The organism is [Clostridium] citroniae WAL-17108 (genome assembly GCF_000233455.1).
GTDB lineage: Bacteria > Bacillota > Clostridia > Lachnospirales > Lachnospiraceae > Enterocloster > Enterocloster citroniae.
Genome location: NZ_JH376436.1, coordinates 17,137 through 35,976 on the forward strand (window position 1 = coordinate 17,137; position 18,840 = coordinate 35,976).

Genomic DNA, 18,840 nt, shown 5'->3' on the forward strand with positions numbered 1-18,840 from the left:
CCACAAGTGTTACAAAAAAGCTTGACCACAACGCCCAGACCCACACCTCCCCGGAAAGAAGATCATTCGTGAACGAAGTATTTTCTATCTTGCTTGACAACCGCGCAGAAGAACTATCCAACAGGCCACATATCTGCTGGCTGTTCCTGCCAATGGCCACTGAACAGGTGCAGTCTACCTTGAACGAAATACATATCCATGCCGACAACCAGCAGGATTGTACCATTGCCGGTATTTCTGCCTCGGAGGGGTACCCTCTGAAATTGCCGGAGAACTTGATACAGGCTGCCAATGTGGACGAACTGAACTTCCTTTTCCATCCAACGTCAAAAGCTGGAGGATGTGGAGCGTTCTCATTTAAACACCATCATGAAGTCCCCGCAGAAATTTCGGAACACCGGATAAGTCATCGACTATGCGCAAAACACCGATTACTTTGTCCTTATTGACACCAAAGACAGCCTCACCTTGGGGAATTACTACTTAAATCATTCAAGGCTAATAGTTATTCCTAATAAATAGAAACCGGCCATTATCCTGGAACGGCTAAGGCCAGCTTGCCGCCAAGAAGGAACAAGGCGCATTCATCGAGGGCAGCTATCTCCTACGAACCAAGGTAGAGGGGCAGCACGTTCCTCATCCGTACCGGGTAATGGCCTCCCCTGCTACGGAAGTGCTACACGAGGAACCGATCTCTCAGACGGAACAAAAGGTACAGGCCCCGCAGCCAGTCATCGAAGTACAGTAAATCCAAGTTTAGGTATTCAAAATCATATCTACCTTTGATGTCAGCTAGACCGAAGACAAACCGCTTCCCTCCATCGGAATAACGGCGCAGCCACAATGCATCCACAATAAGGCAACGGTAAATGGAGGGCTGTTGACGAAATTTTTGACTAGATAGCCGATAGACACAGAAAAGCCACCTCTATGGCATAGGAAATCACAACATACCTTCTCTCTACCAGCCCATGTAAAATCCGGAAAAATCATTCCATAAAAGAGAGTCTCCGTAGCGATTTTTACATCTCCTGCAACACCCACAACGCATAATCCACATATACATTGCAGGCAATCAGCAGGCCGTTTTCATCCAGGTCAAACAGGCCGTGATGATGGGGAACCCCTGTATTCGGTTCTGCAGGATTGTGGGTACCGACAAAAGCGTACATCCCCTTTGTCACCGCCAGATAATCCGCAAAATCATCGGCTCCCAGGGCTTTCTCATAATCACTGATAATGTCATCTTCTGGAAGAATCTTTTCAACGACAGCCCTGACCTCATCAACCGCCCGGCCGTCATTTGCAAGAGGCGCCGCATAATCGCGAAACTCTACTTCTGCCTCGGCGCCATAAAGCATTGCCGTCTGTTTCGCAATCCGGATGACTCTGTCATTCGTGAATTTTCTCACTTCCGGACCGAAGCTCCTTGTAGTACCCTCTATCTCAGCATGCTCCGCAACAATATTATACTGTGTTCCGGCTTTAATCACACCTACGCCCACAACGACTGTTTCGAGCGGATCTGTATTTCTGGCTACAATGCTCTGGAGTCCCACAACAATCTGGGATGCAATGTAGGCGGCATCAATCCCCAGATGCGGTTTCGACACATGGGCGCCCTTGCCGGTCACACTGATTTTAAAATAATCGCAGCTTGCATTTTGAGGCCCTTTTGTCAGCGATATCTTCCCTGTCGTCAGGCCGCTGGTCACATGGGTTCCGAAGACCCGGTCCACGCCCTCCAGCAGTCCGGCACTTACAAACTGTCTGGCCCCCTGCCCAATCTCCTCCGCCTGCTGAAAGAACAGCCGGATATGTCCTGCAAATTCACCTTTTTTTGCGTTCAATATCTTCGCCGCCGTCAAAAGCGTGGCCGTATGGCCGTCATGGCCGCAGGCATGACAAAATCCTTCATTCTGCGAACGATATTCCTCTGTCTTTAAGTCTTCCATTGCCAGCGCATCCATGTCGGCCCGGAGGGCAATGGTTTTACCTTCGCCCTTCTCTCCGTCAATCCAGGCATATACGCCTGTTTCTCCGACTCTTTTGTGCAAAAGACCAATCTTATCAAGCTCTTCCTCTATTTTTTTACACGTATTATATTCCTTCAGGCTTACTTCAGGATGAGCATGAAAATATCTTCTCAGGCTGACAAGGTAATCTTTTTCATCTGTTACATACTGCTTTAATGCCATTTTACCCTCCATCCGTGCCGGCTAGTACAGCATTGCACTTATTTCAAAATCGGCAGTTCAGCCGCCGCAGTTATTCAGCGTCATCCCATGCGCAGATGAAAGCGCCCTGGTATTCGTCTTCAATCGTCTTTTTTACTTCCGGTGTATGGTAAGCGTCCACAATCTTCTTATACACCTCGTTATCTCTATCGGCTGTGCGGGCAGCGATTACGTTAATCAACTGGGGAACCGCCTCGTTTGTGGAAGGATCTACATTTTCTGTATAGATAGAATCTTCAACCGGATTAAGTCCTGCCGTAAATGCATTTCCTCCATTGATAATAGCTGCCGCACAGTCCGGAAGAATATTGGCCAGTGTTGCAGATTCAGCCTCCTTGATGTCAATTTTCACTTTGTATTCCGTGATGTCAGCCTTTGTCGGTACATAGCCTTTTTCCGGATCACACACGATAAAACCGGCTTCCTCAAGCAGTTTCAGGGCGCGTCCGCCGTTTGTAAGATCGCTCGGAATTGCGATTACATCGCCATCTTTAATCTCTTCAATAGAAGAAATCTTTTTCTTATTATTGTAGATGGAAAGAGGGGCGATAATCGTGTCGCCGATATCTACAATGTCATATCCCTTCTGGGCCACATCATTTGCAAGGAATGCTTTATGCTGGAATGCATTGAGATCAATCTCACCGTCATTTAATGCACGGTTCGGAGCTGCATAGTCGGTAAATTTCATCAGTTCAACCTGGATGCCGTCATCTTTCAGCAGTTCATTGATCGTGTCCCACTGTGCGCTGTATTCCCCTACAACACCTACTTTTACCGTAGTTACTTCAGCCGGTTCTTTCGCTGCTTCACTTCCGGCTGCCTCACTGCCCGCCGCTGCGGTAGAAGCCGGCGCATTGCCGCTGCCTGAACTGCAGCCGAAAAGTGAAAGGGCTGTTACGGCTGCAATTGCCACTGCTGCTTTTTTTTTCCATGATGCTTTGAATGTTTTTTTCATAATTTTCTCTCCTTTTTCTAATTAAATATATTTAAATATTACTATTTAAAACATAATCATTCCGTCCGGAGCAGACCGGCCGTTACTTCTAATGGGTCGTTTTCCTGATTATCAGGTTTCCGATAAACTGGATAGCGCTGATAATCAAAAGAATAATGATAACCGTAGCCCAAATCATGTCGCGGTACCCCATCTGATAGCCATACCGGATAGCGAAATCGCCCAGACCTCCGGCTCCGATGGCTCCTGCCATGGCCGTAATTCCAATCAGGCTGACAAAGGTGATCATTGTGACACGGGTAATCCCCGGGATGCTTTCTTTCAGATAAACTCCGAAAATGATTTCAACCGGTGAGAAGCCCATCGCCTCGCTGGCCTCAATCAGGCCTCCGTCCAGATCCGCCAGAACCGATTCAATCTGTCTTGCAAAAAAGGGAACGGTTCCCGCGATCAGGGCCACATAAGAGCCGGTAACACCGGAGCCGGTTCCAACGATAGCCCGGCTGACCGGAATCAGCAAAACCATCAAAATAATGAATGGAATGGAACGGATGATGTCGATGGCTTTATCTAAAAAGTTATAGATTACCACATTCTGTAATATTCCGCCTCTCTTTGTCACAATCAGCAGGACCCCGAAAAACAGGCCAAGAAAAAATGCGATAGTACCTGATATCAGCAGCATCTTGAATGTCTGCCCAATACATTTGACAAGCTCTCCGCCCAGGCGCTCCAGGTTCGGGGCTAAACTGTATAATATATTCATTCTTTAATTACCTCCACTTCTACTCCCAGTGAGTTTATGTACTCCATTGCCTTTTCCATCTTATCCGCCTCGCCGCTTAAAGTCACCACCAGCGTGCCAAGCGGTTTCCCTTTCAAGAAATCAATATTTCCGAAAATGATATTGGCCCGGATATCAAATGCCTTAGCAAGATAGGAAATCAGCGGCTCCCCCGCATTGGCGCCGGAATAGGTAAAAAGCAGCATTCTGTCACCGGCTCCAATCTGTGTCAATTCATTTTTATCCTCAATTAAATCATAAATCTTCCTGATATTGCTTGCCGTATCTATGAAGTCCCGGGTGATCCGTACCTGAGGGTGGCTGAATACATCCACGGTATTTCCTGCTTCGACCACGGTACCCTCCTCCATAATGGCAACCCTGTCACAGATATCTTTAACAACAGCCATCTCATGGGTGATCAGCACTATTGTAATACCCATCTCCTCATTTACCTTTTTGAGAAGCTTCAGGATGGATTGCGTTGTCTGCGGATCCAGTGCGCTGGTAGCCTCATCGCAGAGAAGCACCTTCGGATCATTGGCTAAGGCTCTTGCAATGGCAACTCTCTGTTTCTGTCCGCCGGAAAGCTGTGACGGATAGGCATCCCGTTTATCCGTCAGACCTACCAGCTCCAGAAGAGACGCGATTTTCTCTTCCCTCTCATTCTTCGTCAGTTTCGTCTTTTTAAGAGGAAATTCAATATTCTGATGGACCGTCCTGGAACGCATCAAGTTAAAATGCTGGAAAATCATTCCGATTTTTTTCCGGACTTCCCTCAACTTTTTTTCATCCAAATCCATTAAGTCCACTTCATCAATCAGAACACGCCCCTGCGTTGGGCGCTCCAGAAGGTTAATGCACCTCACTAATGTAGATTTTCCCGCGCCGGAAAATCCGATAATACCAAAAATCTCCCCGTCCTGTATTTCCAGATTAACGTCTTTTACCGCATGGAGATTACCGGATTTGGTGTCAAATGTTTTACTCACCTGTTTCAGCTTAATCATTCTTTACTCCTTTCGATTTCCTGTTCTGTAACAGTTCAGACAGCATGAACCTTCCTGTCTTTTCAATATCGTTCAGGAAGTCTTCTTCCATCATTATTTAAAAACCGGGATCAAAAAAAGCTCCCGCCCTGTATTAGGACGAAAGCTGCTGCTTCGTGGTACCACCTAACTTCGTCTGACGCTCACGCAATCAGACCTCTTCAAGTACGGCCGGACATCGACAGGCCACTTTCGCGGCTTATCTGGGAACGTTTTATACTCTATCGCTGTAACGGGCGCACCCCGTCATGATCTAGAATATTCGACCATGCAACTCTGAGACCATCTTCATAAGCCTATCTCTGCTCCCTCTCAGCATCCGGGAACTCTCTGTAAAAGCATCCACTTACTACTCTTCTCTTCTACGTCTTTGCTGGTAATTAATTTATCAACTTGCGACTATATTATTGCATTTTTTTAAATTTGTCAACCTTTTTATAAAACATATTCGCTGATTTTCGTTTGTTTTTATGCACTATTTTTTGACTTATTCATGAAATATTCCTTTATATATAACGCTCACTTCTCTACATATACCCCCCAGGTAGGGACTGTCCAGTTTATCATAACGTGTCTCAATTTTTCAGTAGGCCTTCAGTTTTAGGAAAAATTCTACTAAATGTCTTTCCTTATCAAGCCACCAGTCACCGTGACGCTCAAACTTGGCACCTTTTCTGGAGGGTATGTTAGGTTTCCCACCATGGTCATAAATATAATCAATTAGCTGATTACTGTGATAGCCTTGAGCAGATAGGATCTGACTACTGTTCAGGCTAATTTGTTCCAACAGCGAGATTTCCATATTGATATCGTTCCTCTGTCCCTCGATCAACAGTAGATAGACTGGGTATCCATAAGCACCTACAACTACATGGATTGTTGTTCTGGACCCGTCCCGGGTATGGCCGCTCAGGTTTGCTGGCCCTCTTTTGAGCTCCTGCACCATACTGATGGGCTTTTACAATGAAGGCCTCTATACTAAGCGCCCCTAATTCGGCCCCAAGACTGAATACACAGAAAATATTGTCCAGAACGCCATCCTCAATCCATTTACGGAATTGGCTCTAGATCGTCTCCCAAAGGCCATAATGCTCTGGGAGATTCCTCAAGGGAGCGTCATTGCGTGCAATCCACACCATAGCGTTGAACATCGTGCGGTTATCCTTAGAAGGCCGGCCAGGCCGGTTCGATTTTTCAGGAGAAAGTAAAGGAGCAATTTGATTCCATTCCTGATCAGTCAGCTCATATCTCCTCAACATAACGAACACCTCTTTTTCTTTTTTTACATGAATCGGCTTGGCAGAACATATGTTTTGTTGAACTTTTAATTTTCACAGGCACTTTAGGAATCTTTTTAAAATTGCCTGCTATTCTATACTCAACCAAACAACACAACAACAGAAAAATGAAGAAATTAATATGTTAACTTCCTTAGATTGGTTAGTAATCGTTTTTATGGTAATGGTAACTATAAGTCTCTTATCTTTGTGCTTTATGTTTCTTGTAAGACGATCCCCATCAAACGGGTATGTTTCTACATCGTGGCCGCACTCTCCATCTACGCAGCTTCTGTCGGAATCCGTATCAGACTTGGTCTATTCCCAATACAGATTTCTGTCATTGTGGTATCTGGTGCTATAGGAAGCGCAGTAATCGTGATTGACGTACGAGCAAGAGTGATGAGAAAAAACTCAAAATTGTCCACCTAATGCCTGCCACCAGTATTATCAATATCTTTATGTGATTTTTGGGAGTGTAAGTTAAAGAAAAAGAATAAAAAGAGTACACTATAATGTACATATTAGGGGACTTAATACGAACATAACAAATTTCCGAAAGAATATTTTTGAACTGCTGGAGCATACAATCAAGTACAATTAGACAGTGAATATAAGCACAAAGGCAGGAAAGGCTGTCATAATCCGCGAAGAAGATTACAACGGCTTGATGGGAACGGTATAGTTTTCATACATTCCACAATTGCGAGGGCAGATTATCAAAGGGCTTAATGCACCGCTTGATGAGTGCTTGACGAAAAACGAGGTGTTCTGTAATATATCCAATCGTTTATACAAAAAATCAGCCAATGTTATACCAAACCTTAAGGTAGCAAAGTTGGAGACAAAGGCAAAGTGGTTAATAGATCTTATCCGGTAGAATCCACCCCCCCCCCACCCCCCCTTTTTTTCCATATGAAAAGTTACAAAGTGATTTGAAAGGGATATACTCTCGGTGTATCAATATTAAGCACTGGATTGTATATGAGGTGTGGTAAGAAGGACGGACCGTGAAAGTTATCAGCTTATGGACACACTATGAGTTTTAAGAAATGAAAACAAGGAAAGTTGGAATAAGGCTATCACAATCCCACAATCTTTGAATGGAGGAATTATGGAAGACTGATTTAAAATATAATATATTATGAACTATATTACATTCAGAAATGTCGTTTTAGTAAAAAAATGAACAAAATTACTGAACCTGTACGGAATATGAAAACCATAAACAGTATATTAGACTACCCGAAAGGCAAATTTTCAAGGGATTATCTGATTGCCAAAACACAATTCAATACAGCATTCCGAACCAGTGATGTATTAAAATTAAAAGTCAGGGACTTTCTAACGACTAATAGGGAATTTTAAGATTTGCTGACTGTAAAGGAGAAAAAACTTCTAAAATACTGCGAATACCAATAAATTCAAGTTTACAAATCGCATTGGCCGAATATCTTAACGAAACAAATTTATCGTATGATGATTATTTATTTTCATCCAGGCAATGGGAAAATAAACCAATTTACACTACACAATCACATAAAATCTTCCACGACATAGAGGAAACGCTGCACATTGATAACTTTGGCTCACACTCATTAAGGAAAAAATGGGGATATTTTGCGAATCAAAACACAAAAATATCGCCCTCATTATAGAAACATATAACCATATAAAAGAAAAAGTTACGTTACACAAGCATCCAACAAAAAGATCACGATGACTTATATAATCCAATCAAATTTTAGAAGGAAGTTTGAAGCAAATTCATTACAAAGTTTTAACAGTATATTGATTTGACATTTTTTCTGTTTTTGATATTATAATGCCAGACGAGGTGGTGTTTAAAGTAATTCTCCAATACATTTTATTACACTCACGATCAACAAACCATTAAGCTCGTCACTCCATCATATTTCCCAGAAGTAGGACCCCAACACTCCATATACTACTTCTGGGAAATGGAAACCTAACTAGTTCTATTTTTCTTATTGAGATTTGGGCTTAGCCAGATTTTTTAGCAAAATTTCCATAAGTTAAATCAACTTATTCCATTAAATCCCCCAAAACACTACCTGCCTATTCTGTATATACTATCAATAAAGATAAAGAGACTACTATTGCATTTTTCCTTTTTCTCTATAAAGAGCCGAAAAACTTCCACAGACACGTTCAGGTCGATACTTTTCTCATCAATTTTGAACCCTTGGCTCGTATCATATTCTGGATGATATTTTAAATCTGATAAATGGTAAATGATCTGTTCTATCTACTCAATAACCTTTTTAATCACAGGATCTCTCATAGACAAAGTAAACCAGACACTTCCTAGAATATAGGAAAGACATCTTGAATGTTTCTCACACCGTGTCTGGCTCACTCTATCGGTTTTCTTATTGATTTGACATAGCCAAAATTAAAACTATAACTTCCAAAACATCTCGCTCCAACTTATGCATCTAAATTTTGTTCCAATTATTCAATAAACACGATTGGTTGTATTAAATCTCTAGGCTTATCTTTCATCATCAACAGTGCTTCTTCCACTTTGTCAAATCCATAAAATTTATGTGTCACTAATCTAGAAGGATTGATACGCCCTGTTTCTATTAAAGATATCAGTTTCTCCATACGTAATCTGCCACCAGGCATCAAGCCTGCTGAAATCTGTTTATGTCCCATTCCACATCCCCATTCTACACGCGGGATCTTGATATAATCACCTTCCCCTATATAATTTACCTTCCCTATTTTACCGCCTGGCTTTAATACCTTAATCGCTGTTAGAAATGTATCTACATCACCACCAGCAATAATGACTTTATTTACGCCTTTACCGGAAGTAAGTTCCATAACCTGTTCTTCAATGCTTCCATTTTTTTGATAATAATTTCTGATATCCACTTTGTCAACTGATCCCAACAAATTCGTGGATAATAATCGCAACTTCTTGCGACAATATGGGTTGTACAGAAAAAGCGGCAAGTATTTTACTCCCTGCCGCCTGTTCGTTTTATGCGTAGATAAGTTCTGTGTTGACAATCTCGATTGCGAATATTATTTATTCGACCAACTCACAACATTTGATTTTCAGCCTTGAGTTTTTCTGTTACTCCCTCACGCTCAACCATTTGTTTTACCAGCTGAAAAACATTTTCTCTGCTTGCTCATCAATATCGGAAAGATAACTGTTTAACTTGCCGCTTGTGAGCAAAGTAGTATAGTTTGCTCTTTTATGCTCTCGCAGATAGCATTTGTGCCTCTGTCCCCATACGCCGATGGATTTTGTTTCTTTTTCGGTGGGTAAGGTAAGGCAGAGGATAAAATACTCTCCTTGCTGTTCATACCAAAGACCATGTTTATCATCATAAATGTACTTGTCCATTTTGAAATCCTCCAGTATGATATCTTCGCACATACATCACAGTTCTCCGACTGCCACACTTTGTTATATCTTATTATCAGTTTTTCCTGCCCTTGATTTTGCCCTTATGAGCAATCAAAGCAAGGGTAACATTGTGTGAAATCATATAAAGGAATAAGGCAGACACATTGCGATAAATCCTTTATTTTCAAGGCTTTTGGAGGATTTTATTAAAACTCGAAGAGGTGTGATAAGCATCTATAAAATTGTAATTTTACAATCGGAATTTGTCATCTTATTATGAGGAATGTGATAGTAGTTTGCAAAGATGTATTATTTGTTAATATATAGTCCGAGAGATCGCTCTTCAAGTGTTATGAACTAACAGCTTAGAATAAAAACAGTTTTTTAATGTTCATCAACATGGTCTTATTCGGACATATAAAAGAATCTCTCAGAGTGCCACTTGAAAAATTACCTTTTGGTTTTCCACAAGCACAAACGTAACATAGTGCAAAAATCTTCCTCTGAGAAATTTACACAAAGATGTAGAGACCATGATAGTATTACATTATCCAAATCATATTTTACAAAAATTCCATTCATATCATATAAGTCCACCATATTCTAAGTATGTAGCTTTCTTTCATGACATACTTTGCCTTTAACCATTGTACGAACAATCTCATAATCCCAATCCAAAAATACAAGGTCTGCGTCCTTACCGGGTTCGATAGAACCTATCCTATCATAAACACCGATTAGTCTAGCTGGGTTTTCCGTAAGCAATGGGACGATATCCTCCAGGGAACGTCCTGTAAATTCCAGAAGATTCTTCAGTGCTTTTCCGCTTGTCAGAGTACTGCCTGCACGTGTTCCATCGGAAGACAACTTGGCATCTCCATCCACAACGACAACATTATTCACCCCCAGCTTATAATTGCCATCCGGAAGTCCGGCTGCCATGATGGAATCCGTGACCGCAATCACACGGTCCAAGCCCTTAATCTTTATAATAAAACGTACAGTCCCCGGATGAAGGTGTCTTCCATCACAGATCATTTCACAGTACACCTCATCATCTTCCAGTACCGCTCCCCAGATCGCCGGAAAATGCTGATGCAAAAGCTTCATGGCGTTGCCGGTATGCGTTGCTCCCAATGCACCGTTTTGTATGGCTCGCCTCGCCGTATCATAATCTGCCCCTGAATGACCGATAGCTACCTGAATTCCCAGACTTTTGATATAGGGAATAAAATCAACAATACCTTCCACCTCAGGAGAAACCGTGATATAGAGTACCTCTCCTCCCGCCGCCTCCTGATACGCCTTTAGAAGTTCCATATCCGGCTTCTTTAAAAGGTGTTCCGGCATGGCACCCTTATAAGCCGGGCATAAAAACGGCCCTTCCAGATGGATTCCCATGAGATTTGCACCACGATGCTCCGTATTTTTCCATTCTTTATACATCCGGATAGCATACATCGTCTGCTCCTTCGTGTCCGTAAGAACAGAACAGAGCCAGCTGGTCGTTCCCTGCGAAGCAAAGAAACGACAGATTTTCTCAAATCCATCCGCATCCGCTCCATTGACATCCACACCAACTGCTCCATGAGTATGAATATCGACAAACCCCGGAACCACCCGTTTTCCTCCGGCATCAATCACCTCATCACATCTCTCTCCCTCGCAGCCACCCATTTGGGAAATCCTTCCGTCCTCCAGGAGAAAATCCAGCGCCTCGAAACGATGGTTGTGGTACACAGATGCATTTTTTATCAATGTTTTCACTGTAAAACCTCCTATTACAATATATTTATATTAATATCCCTTACAGCCAGTAAGGAATCATCCATCTTGTTGCTTAAGCTGTTAGAATGTAAGGGAAATCTGTATAGTGGAAACCTCCTTGGGCTTTGCACCCGTACGAAAGTCTTCTAACCAGATCTTCATTCGCAGCGTTCGCTTTATGCAGGTTGAGCCGCCTCCCGGTGGCGTTCGGGTCACCCCACAGTAGATTGAATGGGCATTGAGTAAAACTGGTATTGACCAATTGAAATAAAAGTAGAGGAGTGACATTTTTATGATCATGAACGCAGTAGGTATTGACGTTCCCAAAAGTAAGAGCACTGTAACCATTCTCCGTCCCGCGGCGAGGTTGTTGCAAAACCTCTTGATGTTCCACATATGTGCGGCAGCTTCCAACAGCTCATTCAGCAGAGCAAGGCATGAGATAGCCTAACTCGCATTGTTATGGAGTGTACCGGCCGTTACTACGAATCGGTTGCCCGTGAACTGTCTCAAGCCGAATTCTTTGTCTGTGCAGCGAATCCGCAGATCATCCGTAACTTTCAAGGTCAGGCCAATCCTCCCCGAAGAGTAAAGACCAATAAAGTGGATTCCGTAAAAATCACTCTTCGCCAGCCCTGCCCGTGACTTACTGGCATGTCGACTGCATCCGCGAATGTCTCTCACTGCTTTTATCGAACACTATCAAAAGTGGTGCTGCCGTAAAAAATACAACTTCAGCAGAACAACAGAGGAAGAAATCTACGGGACAGCAAAGGAACTTATCCCTATCCTTCCAAAGGATCACTTTACAAAGCGCATCATCAAACAGGCTGTACAACAAGTGAATTCCGCTTCCCAGACCGTAGCGCATTCCATACTCTGATGAATGAAACTACCTGAATATCCGGCTGTCATGGCAATGAAAGGAGTCGGTTCTTCCCTTGCTTCTCAGCTTATGGCTAAGATTGGAGATGTCACACGGTTTACCCATAAAAGTACTATCACAGCATTCGCCGGGGTAGATCCGGGCGTCAACGATTCCGGATATTATTCCCAAAAGTGTGTGCATGCTTCCAAGCATGGCCCACCGGTCTTGAGTAAAACACTATTCCAGGTCATGGACGTCCTGGTAAAAACCAAACCGGATGCCCCTGTTTATCTGTTCATAGATAAACAGCGCGCAGAAGGGAAACCTTATTATGTTTACATGACCGCAGGCGCCAATAAGTTTTTCCGTGTTTACTATGGACGAGTGAAAGAATATCTTTCCGCTCTTCCGGCATTGGAATAACTAGCACATCACCTGTCTTTAAACCGACATACCCTAGTGGTCTTATTCTGATACCCACTTTTCAACCTGTATAAAATTTTCAATAAGATTTAGCTTAACTTTTTATTTGCAGGCTTCCATAAACTCTGTTAACGGTACAGCCAATGCCCTGTCTCCATAATATTTCAAAGAGCGCCGGGCATCGTTTAGAACGGCCTGCCAGCCGCAAAGTCCTGCCACTATAAGGCCGTTCCATTGTTGTATGAGTCAGGAATTATGTTATTTCTGCACACACCACCATTCAATTAATGGTGCATATGAGCTGCACAGGCACAATCTTCTGCCCCCTTTCCCTCATACACGTCATCCTTCATCATCAAATGTACAGCCCCCAGCTTAAATGTCTGTGGAAGCGCAAGAATATTCGGATTTGGTCCTACAAATTTCTTCTTTGCATCCTTCAGAGCCTCTTCAATGGTCGCTCTCGTCTTAAGTCCCATTCCCCTTGCGTAGCCCGGATCCTGAGCGCCACAAATGTAAATTGCGGAGGTATTCATCTCTGCAATATGGCCGCAGCTGATCATGGAAAATCCATGGAATGGATGGAACGCGTTGCAGTAGCGGTACTTTCTGATATACTCCTCATTGGTTGCAAAATACTCGCCGTAGCGGTTCATGTCAGGCAGCGTATTCATAAAGTCATGCTGGAACATCTTATACATCTCCCTTGTATACGGCCACAGTTCATCGTGAAAATATCCGTTGCAGAGAGAAGAACAGATAATCACACAGTGATCGCTCATAATTCTCTTGTGCCTGATAACCTGCGCAGAAATAGCCTGAAGCAGCATAATCGGATTGGTTCCCATGCCTTCCCCGTAATGGAAAAACTGAGGCATACCGAATATCATGACATCGTACTTCTTCTCTGCCCACGGCACATACGTTCTCTTGTCTGCCGTAATCCAGGAATGAGGCTGCATAACCTTTGCATATCCGCTGTTGATTTCAATCTGTCTGGACTTTGTATCGAGAACCGCATCACAGCAGAAAAACTTCTTGCCCATGCATTTCTCCATGTGCTGTCCGATTTCATCAAACTTCGTTCTCATCAGGGACTTTCCGCTTACCGGGGTAAAATCCTTCCGGTGCATAACTTCTGGAACATGGTGAGAGGCGATGGAGCGCCAATGGGTAATCCCCGTTGCACAGTGCTTGTATCCTCCTGAATATCCCCCATAAGGATTGCCCTGAGTATGGCCAATCAGAATCGCAACATCACTGTCGTAGACGTATTTATTCATCAAAACCGGGTCCCCTCTGTCCGTGGTTCCCAAATCTACCAGATGATCGTAATCCTCGCTATCGTGGTTGATAATCTGGTGTGTATGCCAGAATTCATGGAACAGCTCATCACCCAGAATGTTATGTATCTCCTGTTCCGTATTCTTCCGATGGAGACCATTCGAACAGATCAATAAGATATCCTTCTTCTCAACACCAGCCGCATACAGTTCGTCCAGAATCAGTTTAATAGAAATCTTGCGGTGGGACATTGGCTGCTCTCCGCCTTTTACGCGATCCGGAAAAATAATGGTAACCTTGGATCCCTTGTGAGCCAGCTCAGAAAGCGGTTCCATTCCCATAGGGTTCCTGATGGACTTTAAAGTCTCTTCAATCAGACGGTTCTCCGGTATGCATGCCGGATCCGGCACAGTCTCGCCAGGAATAAAGATGTCAGTTGTATCGGGAAGTTCTGCTGCCATAAGGCCTGCGCCATATTCAAATGATAATTTCATATTATTTCCTCCTCAATTTCTCATAGTGTCAAGTCTGACACCCCGTTTTTTATTAAAAACCTTGTATTTCCATGGATTACACTACTTTTAAAAATAAAAAAGCAATGACCTCCCTTTTTTGGTATAATGTAGTCACCACAACAACATAACCAAAAAAGTGATCATTGCTATGGATAACATTATACTCTATTTACTTACTGTAATTCAAGAACAATATAAAACCATTTGCTGGCTCCTGAACTTCATCTGCAGATATATTCCTCTCAAGCAGTGGGCTTTCGATGATTCCCACTCCCCTAAATACCAGAAGTTTACCACTGACCGCCTACCTGTCATTCAGCCATTCATCAAACAGGACTGGCAGTTCCTTCTCGAGTACTATCTTTGGAAGTATTCCAAAACCGTCAGACCGGTCCAGAGGCGTAACGGGAAATCCATCCCTGAGGATATTGTCTGTCCCCTCTGTGGCGCTCCTCACCACTATCTCTACGATAACAATGTCGGGAACGGACAGTACCAGTGCAAGGTCTGTGGCCAGACGTTCGTCACGGGAGAGGTGGTTACCTCGCCCGTTCGGTTCGTGTGTCCTTATTGCGGGCACTCCCTTGTCCCAAAAAAGGGCCGGAAGTTCTTCCGCATCCACAAATGCATCAACCCTAAGTGCTCCTTCTATCTGCATAACCTCTCCAGCGTTGATAAAAAACATTTGGACGAAGACTATGGCAAAAATAAATACAAGCTCCATTACCTCTACCGGGAGTTCACCGTGGATTTCTTCCGCATAGACTTAGACTCCCTGCCAAAGAGCGCTTCCTCCCTGAAGTTCTCCAGGCACAACGCACACGTCATGTCCCTGTGCCTTACCATGCATGTGAACCTCCAGCTTTCCCTGAGAAAGACCGCACAGGCTTTAAACGATCTCTATGGCATTCGGATTTCCCACCAGCAGGTTGCCAACTATGCCAGGACGGCCGCCATTGTCATCAAGCCCTTTATTGACCACTATGAATATCCGAAATCATCCGTGTTCACTGCTGATGAGACTTATATCAAGGTACGCGGCATCAAAGGCTATATCTGGTTCATCATGGACGCTGCCTCACGCTCCATCCTCGGTTACCAGGCTTCAGACAACCGCTCGGTCGGCCCATGTATCCTCGCCATGCGCATGGCTTTCCGGGGTATAAAACAACTCCCGGAGAAGTTTCGGTTCATTGCCGATGGGTACAGCGCCTATCCCCTAGCGGCCCTGCCGTTCGCAAAAGAACTGAGGGAAGGCTTCACGTTTGACATCACTCAGGTAATTGGACTCACAAACAATGATGCGGTCTCCAAGGAGTTCCGTCCCTACAAGCAGATGATCGAACGGCTCAACCGTACGTTTAAATCCACTTACCGAGTCAGCTGCGGCTATGATAATTACAATGGCGCAAACTATAACGTGGCACTCTGGGTTGCTTACTACAACTTCCTGCGCCCACACCAGCACAACCATTATCAGGTGCTCAATCAAGTGGACATTCTGGAAGGTGCGGACAATATGCCTGGCAAATGGCGGCTCCTGATCCTGCTCGGACAGCAGACGATCCTCCATCTGCAGGAGCAGCAGGCATCCAGTTAAATCTGTTCTTAGATTCCAAGCCGGAGGGCCAAAACACAGCCATCCCGCAGGGACCTGCCCTTGATGGCACGCCAAAACAATGCTACAATGCTGTGACAACGATGGTGAAACGTGATCTGTTCTTGAGTTCTTCTCCATCGGTAAGACGTTCAGAGCATTGTTTTAGTGTGCCGTCAAGGGTGGCGGAAACTGCTGGTTTCTTACATATCTGCAATTTTCAAGGTTCTAATGCTGCCGGTTTACCCCGGCTTTGGGTTTTCATAAATCATTTGACACTACCATTTCTCATTACAGTGTTAATATCCCATGTATGTCTTGATGATGCCCAGATATTCCTCCGGATAAAAACCGATTTCCCCCTTGAATCTGGTCAATGCGATGAGGCCTCCATCCATTACCGGCACAGAAGCCAGCATCTTCGCGTTATCCACCTTTAATCCGCCTCCGTACACAACATCGCAGCCTTCGGCGATTTCTTTTATATAGGTACCGATCATGGTGATATAATCTTTATCCGGCGGAATCTTTCCAGGTCCGATGGCCCAGACCGGTTCATAGGCAATGGTAACCAGCTCTTTTTCCACACCCTTCAAACCGATATCAATCTGCTCTTTTAATACCTCTTTCCATCTCTCCTGATCTTCAGAAGGCTCTCCGATACAATATAGCACAGAAAGACCAGAAGAAACAGCCTTCTTTATCTCCTGATTCAGCAGACGATTCACTGCCTTTGTATCCGTAACACCGGCTTCCGCAAGGATTCCTGCCTTGTCTTTTCTCTCTTCACAGTGACCGATGATTGTCGTAGTACAGCCGATGGCTTTTGCCGCGTTCGCGGTCCGGTTCGTTGTAAAAGCGCCAAAGCCACCCCCAATCGCCGTATCATCCCGGTATACGCCCTGACATCCCACTTTAACCGGACTGTTCTCACACAGCGCTCCCACAGCGGGAATCAAGTGTGCCTCTGGCAAATACATAGCAAATTCCACTTCTTCTCTGGCGTACTTTTTTAGTTGCTCCTGTGTATTGGAGACAATAAAGCTTCCCCATTCTCCGATTGGAGCAATACTGTTTACCCCGCCGTATTCTTTTGGGATGTCAAACCGTTTCAGATTCAAAAAAATGTGTCTCATGAACTACGCTCCTTGTTTTCAGTTTGAATACACCACTCATAATATTCTTTAATTCTCATTAAGATAACTCACTTTACGTATCTTCACGTTTCATCAGACCCAAAAGTACAATATCTCAATGATGTTGCGTCAGATAAACCATAAGTTATTTGGTATGAGTTCTACTAGTTATGTTAAAATCAATAAAGTCTCTCAATTCCGGCCCAATCAAAGGTCTGCACCAGCGGATAAACTCCTCTGTCACATCATTGCCGCGCTCATTTAAGTAGGATTTCGGAATAGTACGCTCATACATCATTACTTCTTTAATCGGTATCATCTCTGTATGCATGCGATATACGCCGTTAGTCTTCTCCGCCTCTTCATCACGGATAAATCCAACCATAACGCCACTTTGACCGGCAACTGCCGCTTTTAATGCCTCCCTTCCCGCCAAAACAGCCTCATCGCGATCCACAGGAGACTGCCATGCGATTGAAGCCCTCCCGCAGATACCCGGTTTCTCACTTCTCGCCTTGATTCCCAGTTTCTTAATAACCAGCTCGGCCAGATAGGCGCTGACATCTCCATAATAGGTTGCCCGCTCCGTCTTGAAAATTGGTGGAACAACGGGTTCACCTGCTTCATTTTTGAGGCCCTCGCTGACTACAACTACAACTCCACCCTTCTCTTTATGAAGCTGTTTTACATCTTCTAAGAATTCCTCCTCGTTAAAAGCCCTTTCCGGCAAATAGATCAGATGAGGGGCGTCCCCTGGCTTTTTCCTGGCCAGAGCAGATGCCGCGGTAATCCAGCCGGCATTCCGTCCCATGGCCTCAATGATACATACATGAATTGGAAGAGCTTTTACATCCACGCCCACCTCAGCGGTTGTAGCCGCTATGTATCTTGCTGCGCTCCCAAACCCCGGCGCGTGGTCTGTAATTGCAATATCGTTATCGATAGTTTTGGGAATTCCAATCACGCGGATATCTTTGTCCTTACAAACCTCATAAATACGTCCACACATATCCATGGTTCCGTTCCCACCGTTTAACAGCACATACTTAATCTCATACTTTTTAAAAATACCGACCATGGCCTCATAATCTTCCTGATCCAACGCATACCTAGACGATCCGATTGCCGTTGCAGGAGTTTCCAAGAGCAGCTTCAGTTTCTCTTCCGGAAATGCCAGAAGATTTAAAAAGCACTCCTTCAAAATCCCTTCACTTCCTCCGATTGCCGCGTAAACCTTATCAAATTTTCCAATCTTCTTCGCTTCCTCTATAACTCCGTAAAGGGAAGAGTTGATAACCGCTGTTGGTCCGCCTCCATGGACAATCAAAACATTTTCTGTCATGCTTTTCCACCTCATTTGGATATACTTACTTGGATAACGCGTTATTCAAACTATGATTGCTTTGTAGCCAACCAAGTGATAATATATAACTTTTACTGATAAATTTATTTTTTCATACTATTAATAATTTCATGGCCATCTCTATACAACACAATAAAATATTACATTAGCTCGGTAAACCTCCCATTCGAATGCGCCTCCAGAACTATACGAAA

At 43.9% G+C, this 18,840-nt stretch carries 15 protein-coding genes, 1 pseudogene and 1 other annotated feature; of the genes and pseudogenes, 4 read left to right on the plus strand and 12 right to left on the minus strand.

From position 1 onward, the window contains the following. Positions 1–68: 68 nt before the first annotated feature. Positions 69–449 (plus strand): hypothetical protein, encoded by a 381-nt coding sequence (locus HMPREF9469_RS32250; protein WP_147335920.1) that lies wholly within the window; start codon positions 69–71, stop codon positions 447–449. A gap of 573 nt (positions 450–1,022) precedes the next feature. Here the strand turns inward: HMPREF9469_RS32250 and HMPREF9469_RS29995 are convergent. From HMPREF9469_RS29995 to HMPREF9469_RS34140, 6 genes are all read right to left on the minus strand, one after another. Then, positions 1,023–2,198 (minus strand): amidohydrolase, encoded by a 1,176-nt coding sequence (locus tag HMPREF9469_RS29995; protein WP_007871553.1) that lies wholly within the window; start codon positions 2,196–2,198, stop codon positions 1,023–1,025. 70 nt (positions 2,199–2,268) lie between these two features. After that, complete coding sequence (locus HMPREF9469_RS30000; protein ID WP_007871556.1) at positions 2,269–3,195, minus strand: MetQ/NlpA family ABC transporter substrate-binding protein; 927 nt, start codon at positions 3,193–3,195, stop codon at positions 2,269–2,271. Positions 3,196–3,283: 88 nt separating this feature from the next. Then, complete coding sequence (locus HMPREF9469_RS30005) at positions 3,284–3,961, minus strand: methionine ABC transporter permease (RefSeq protein ID WP_004462389.1); 678 nt, start codon at positions 3,959–3,961, stop codon at positions 3,284–3,286. Then, positions 3,958–4,989, minus strand: a complete 1,032-nt coding sequence (locus tag HMPREF9469_RS30010; RefSeq protein ID WP_007871575.1) for a methionine ABC transporter ATP-binding protein — start codon at positions 4,987–4,989, stop codon at positions 3,958–3,960. Before HMPREF9469_RS30010 ends, HMPREF9469_RS30005 begins: the two co-directional genes overlap by 4 nt. A 131-nt stretch (positions 4,990–5,120) precedes the next feature. Beyond that, positions 5,121–5,402 (minus strand) — a binding site (T-box leader). Positions 5,403–5,611: 209 nt separating this feature from the next. Further along, positions 5,612–5,830 carry a hypothetical protein gene (locus HMPREF9469_RS33250; protein WP_227884103.1) on the minus strand — a complete coding sequence of 73 codons (219 nt, stop codon included), beginning with the start codon at positions 5,828–5,830 and terminating at the stop codon, positions 5,612–5,614. Between the two features lie 262 nt (positions 5,831–6,092). Continuing rightward, complete coding sequence (locus HMPREF9469_RS34140) at positions 6,093–6,287, minus strand: transposase (RefSeq protein ID WP_227884101.1); 195 nt, start codon at positions 6,285–6,287, stop codon at positions 6,093–6,095. Between the two features lie 1,379 nt (positions 6,288–7,666). On the opposite strand from HMPREF9469_RS34140, the gene HMPREF9469_RS34145 reads away from it, so the two are divergent. Continuing rightward, entirely contained in the window at positions 7,667–7,963 is a 297-nt protein-coding gene (locus tag HMPREF9469_RS34145) for a tyrosine-type recombinase/integrase (RefSeq protein WP_082197827.1), read from the plus strand. 817 nt (positions 7,964–8,780) lie between these two features. Here the strand turns inward: HMPREF9469_RS34145 and HMPREF9469_RS30025 are convergent. The 3 genes from HMPREF9469_RS30025 to nagA form a co-directional block, all read right to left on the minus strand. Then, a complete protein-coding gene (locus HMPREF9469_RS30025; RefSeq protein WP_330363718.1) occupies positions 8,781–9,209 on the minus strand; it encodes an MDR/zinc-dependent alcohol dehydrogenase-like family protein in 429 nt (142 codons plus the stop codon). Positions 9,210–9,441: 232 nt separating this feature from the next. Beyond that, positions 9,442–9,690: a TnpV protein gene (locus HMPREF9469_RS30030; protein ID WP_434059474.1), complete on the minus strand. Its 249-nt coding sequence runs from the start codon at positions 9,688–9,690 to the stop codon at positions 9,442–9,444. Between the two features lie 606 nt (positions 9,691–10,296). Beyond that, positions 10,297–11,460, minus strand: a complete 1,164-nt coding sequence (gene nagA, locus HMPREF9469_RS30035; RefSeq protein ID WP_007871582.1) for an N-acetylglucosamine-6-phosphate deacetylase — start codon at positions 11,458–11,460, stop codon at positions 10,297–10,299. A 292-nt stretch (positions 11,461–11,752) separates the two neighbouring features. Here nagA and HMPREF9469_RS33980 point away from each other — a divergent pair. Further along, positions 11,753–12,751 (plus strand): annotated as a pseudogene (locus tag HMPREF9469_RS33980) (transposase). A gap of 284 nt (positions 12,752–13,035) precedes the next feature. Here the strand turns inward: HMPREF9469_RS33980 and HMPREF9469_RS30045 are convergent. Further along, entirely contained in the window at positions 13,036–14,529 is a 1,494-nt protein-coding gene (locus HMPREF9469_RS30045) for a lactate racemase domain-containing protein (RefSeq protein WP_007871587.1), read from the minus strand. A 169-nt stretch (positions 14,530–14,698) separates the two neighbouring features. Between HMPREF9469_RS30045 and HMPREF9469_RS33985 the strand changes: the two genes are divergently transcribed. Next, on the plus strand, positions 14,699–16,150 hold the full coding sequence (locus HMPREF9469_RS33985) for a DDE-type integrase/transposase/recombinase (RefSeq protein ID WP_007871590.1): 1,452 nt from the start codon (positions 14,699–14,701) through the stop codon (positions 16,148–16,150). A 296-nt stretch (positions 16,151–16,446) separates the two neighbouring features. Here HMPREF9469_RS33985 and HMPREF9469_RS30055 read toward each other — a convergent pair whose 3' ends face one another. Together HMPREF9469_RS30055 and HMPREF9469_RS30060 are read right to left on the minus strand one after the other, a co-directional pair. Then, positions 16,447–17,283 (minus strand): triose-phosphate isomerase, encoded by an 837-nt coding sequence (locus HMPREF9469_RS30055; protein WP_007871593.1) that lies wholly within the window; start codon positions 17,281–17,283, stop codon positions 16,447–16,449. A gap of 145 nt (positions 17,284–17,428) precedes the next feature. Then, a complete protein-coding gene (locus HMPREF9469_RS30060) occupies positions 17,429–18,625 on the minus strand; it encodes a diphosphate--fructose-6-phosphate 1-phosphotransferase (RefSeq protein WP_007871595.1) in 1,197 nt (398 codons plus the stop codon). Positions 18,626–18,840 lie beyond the last annotated feature (215 nt).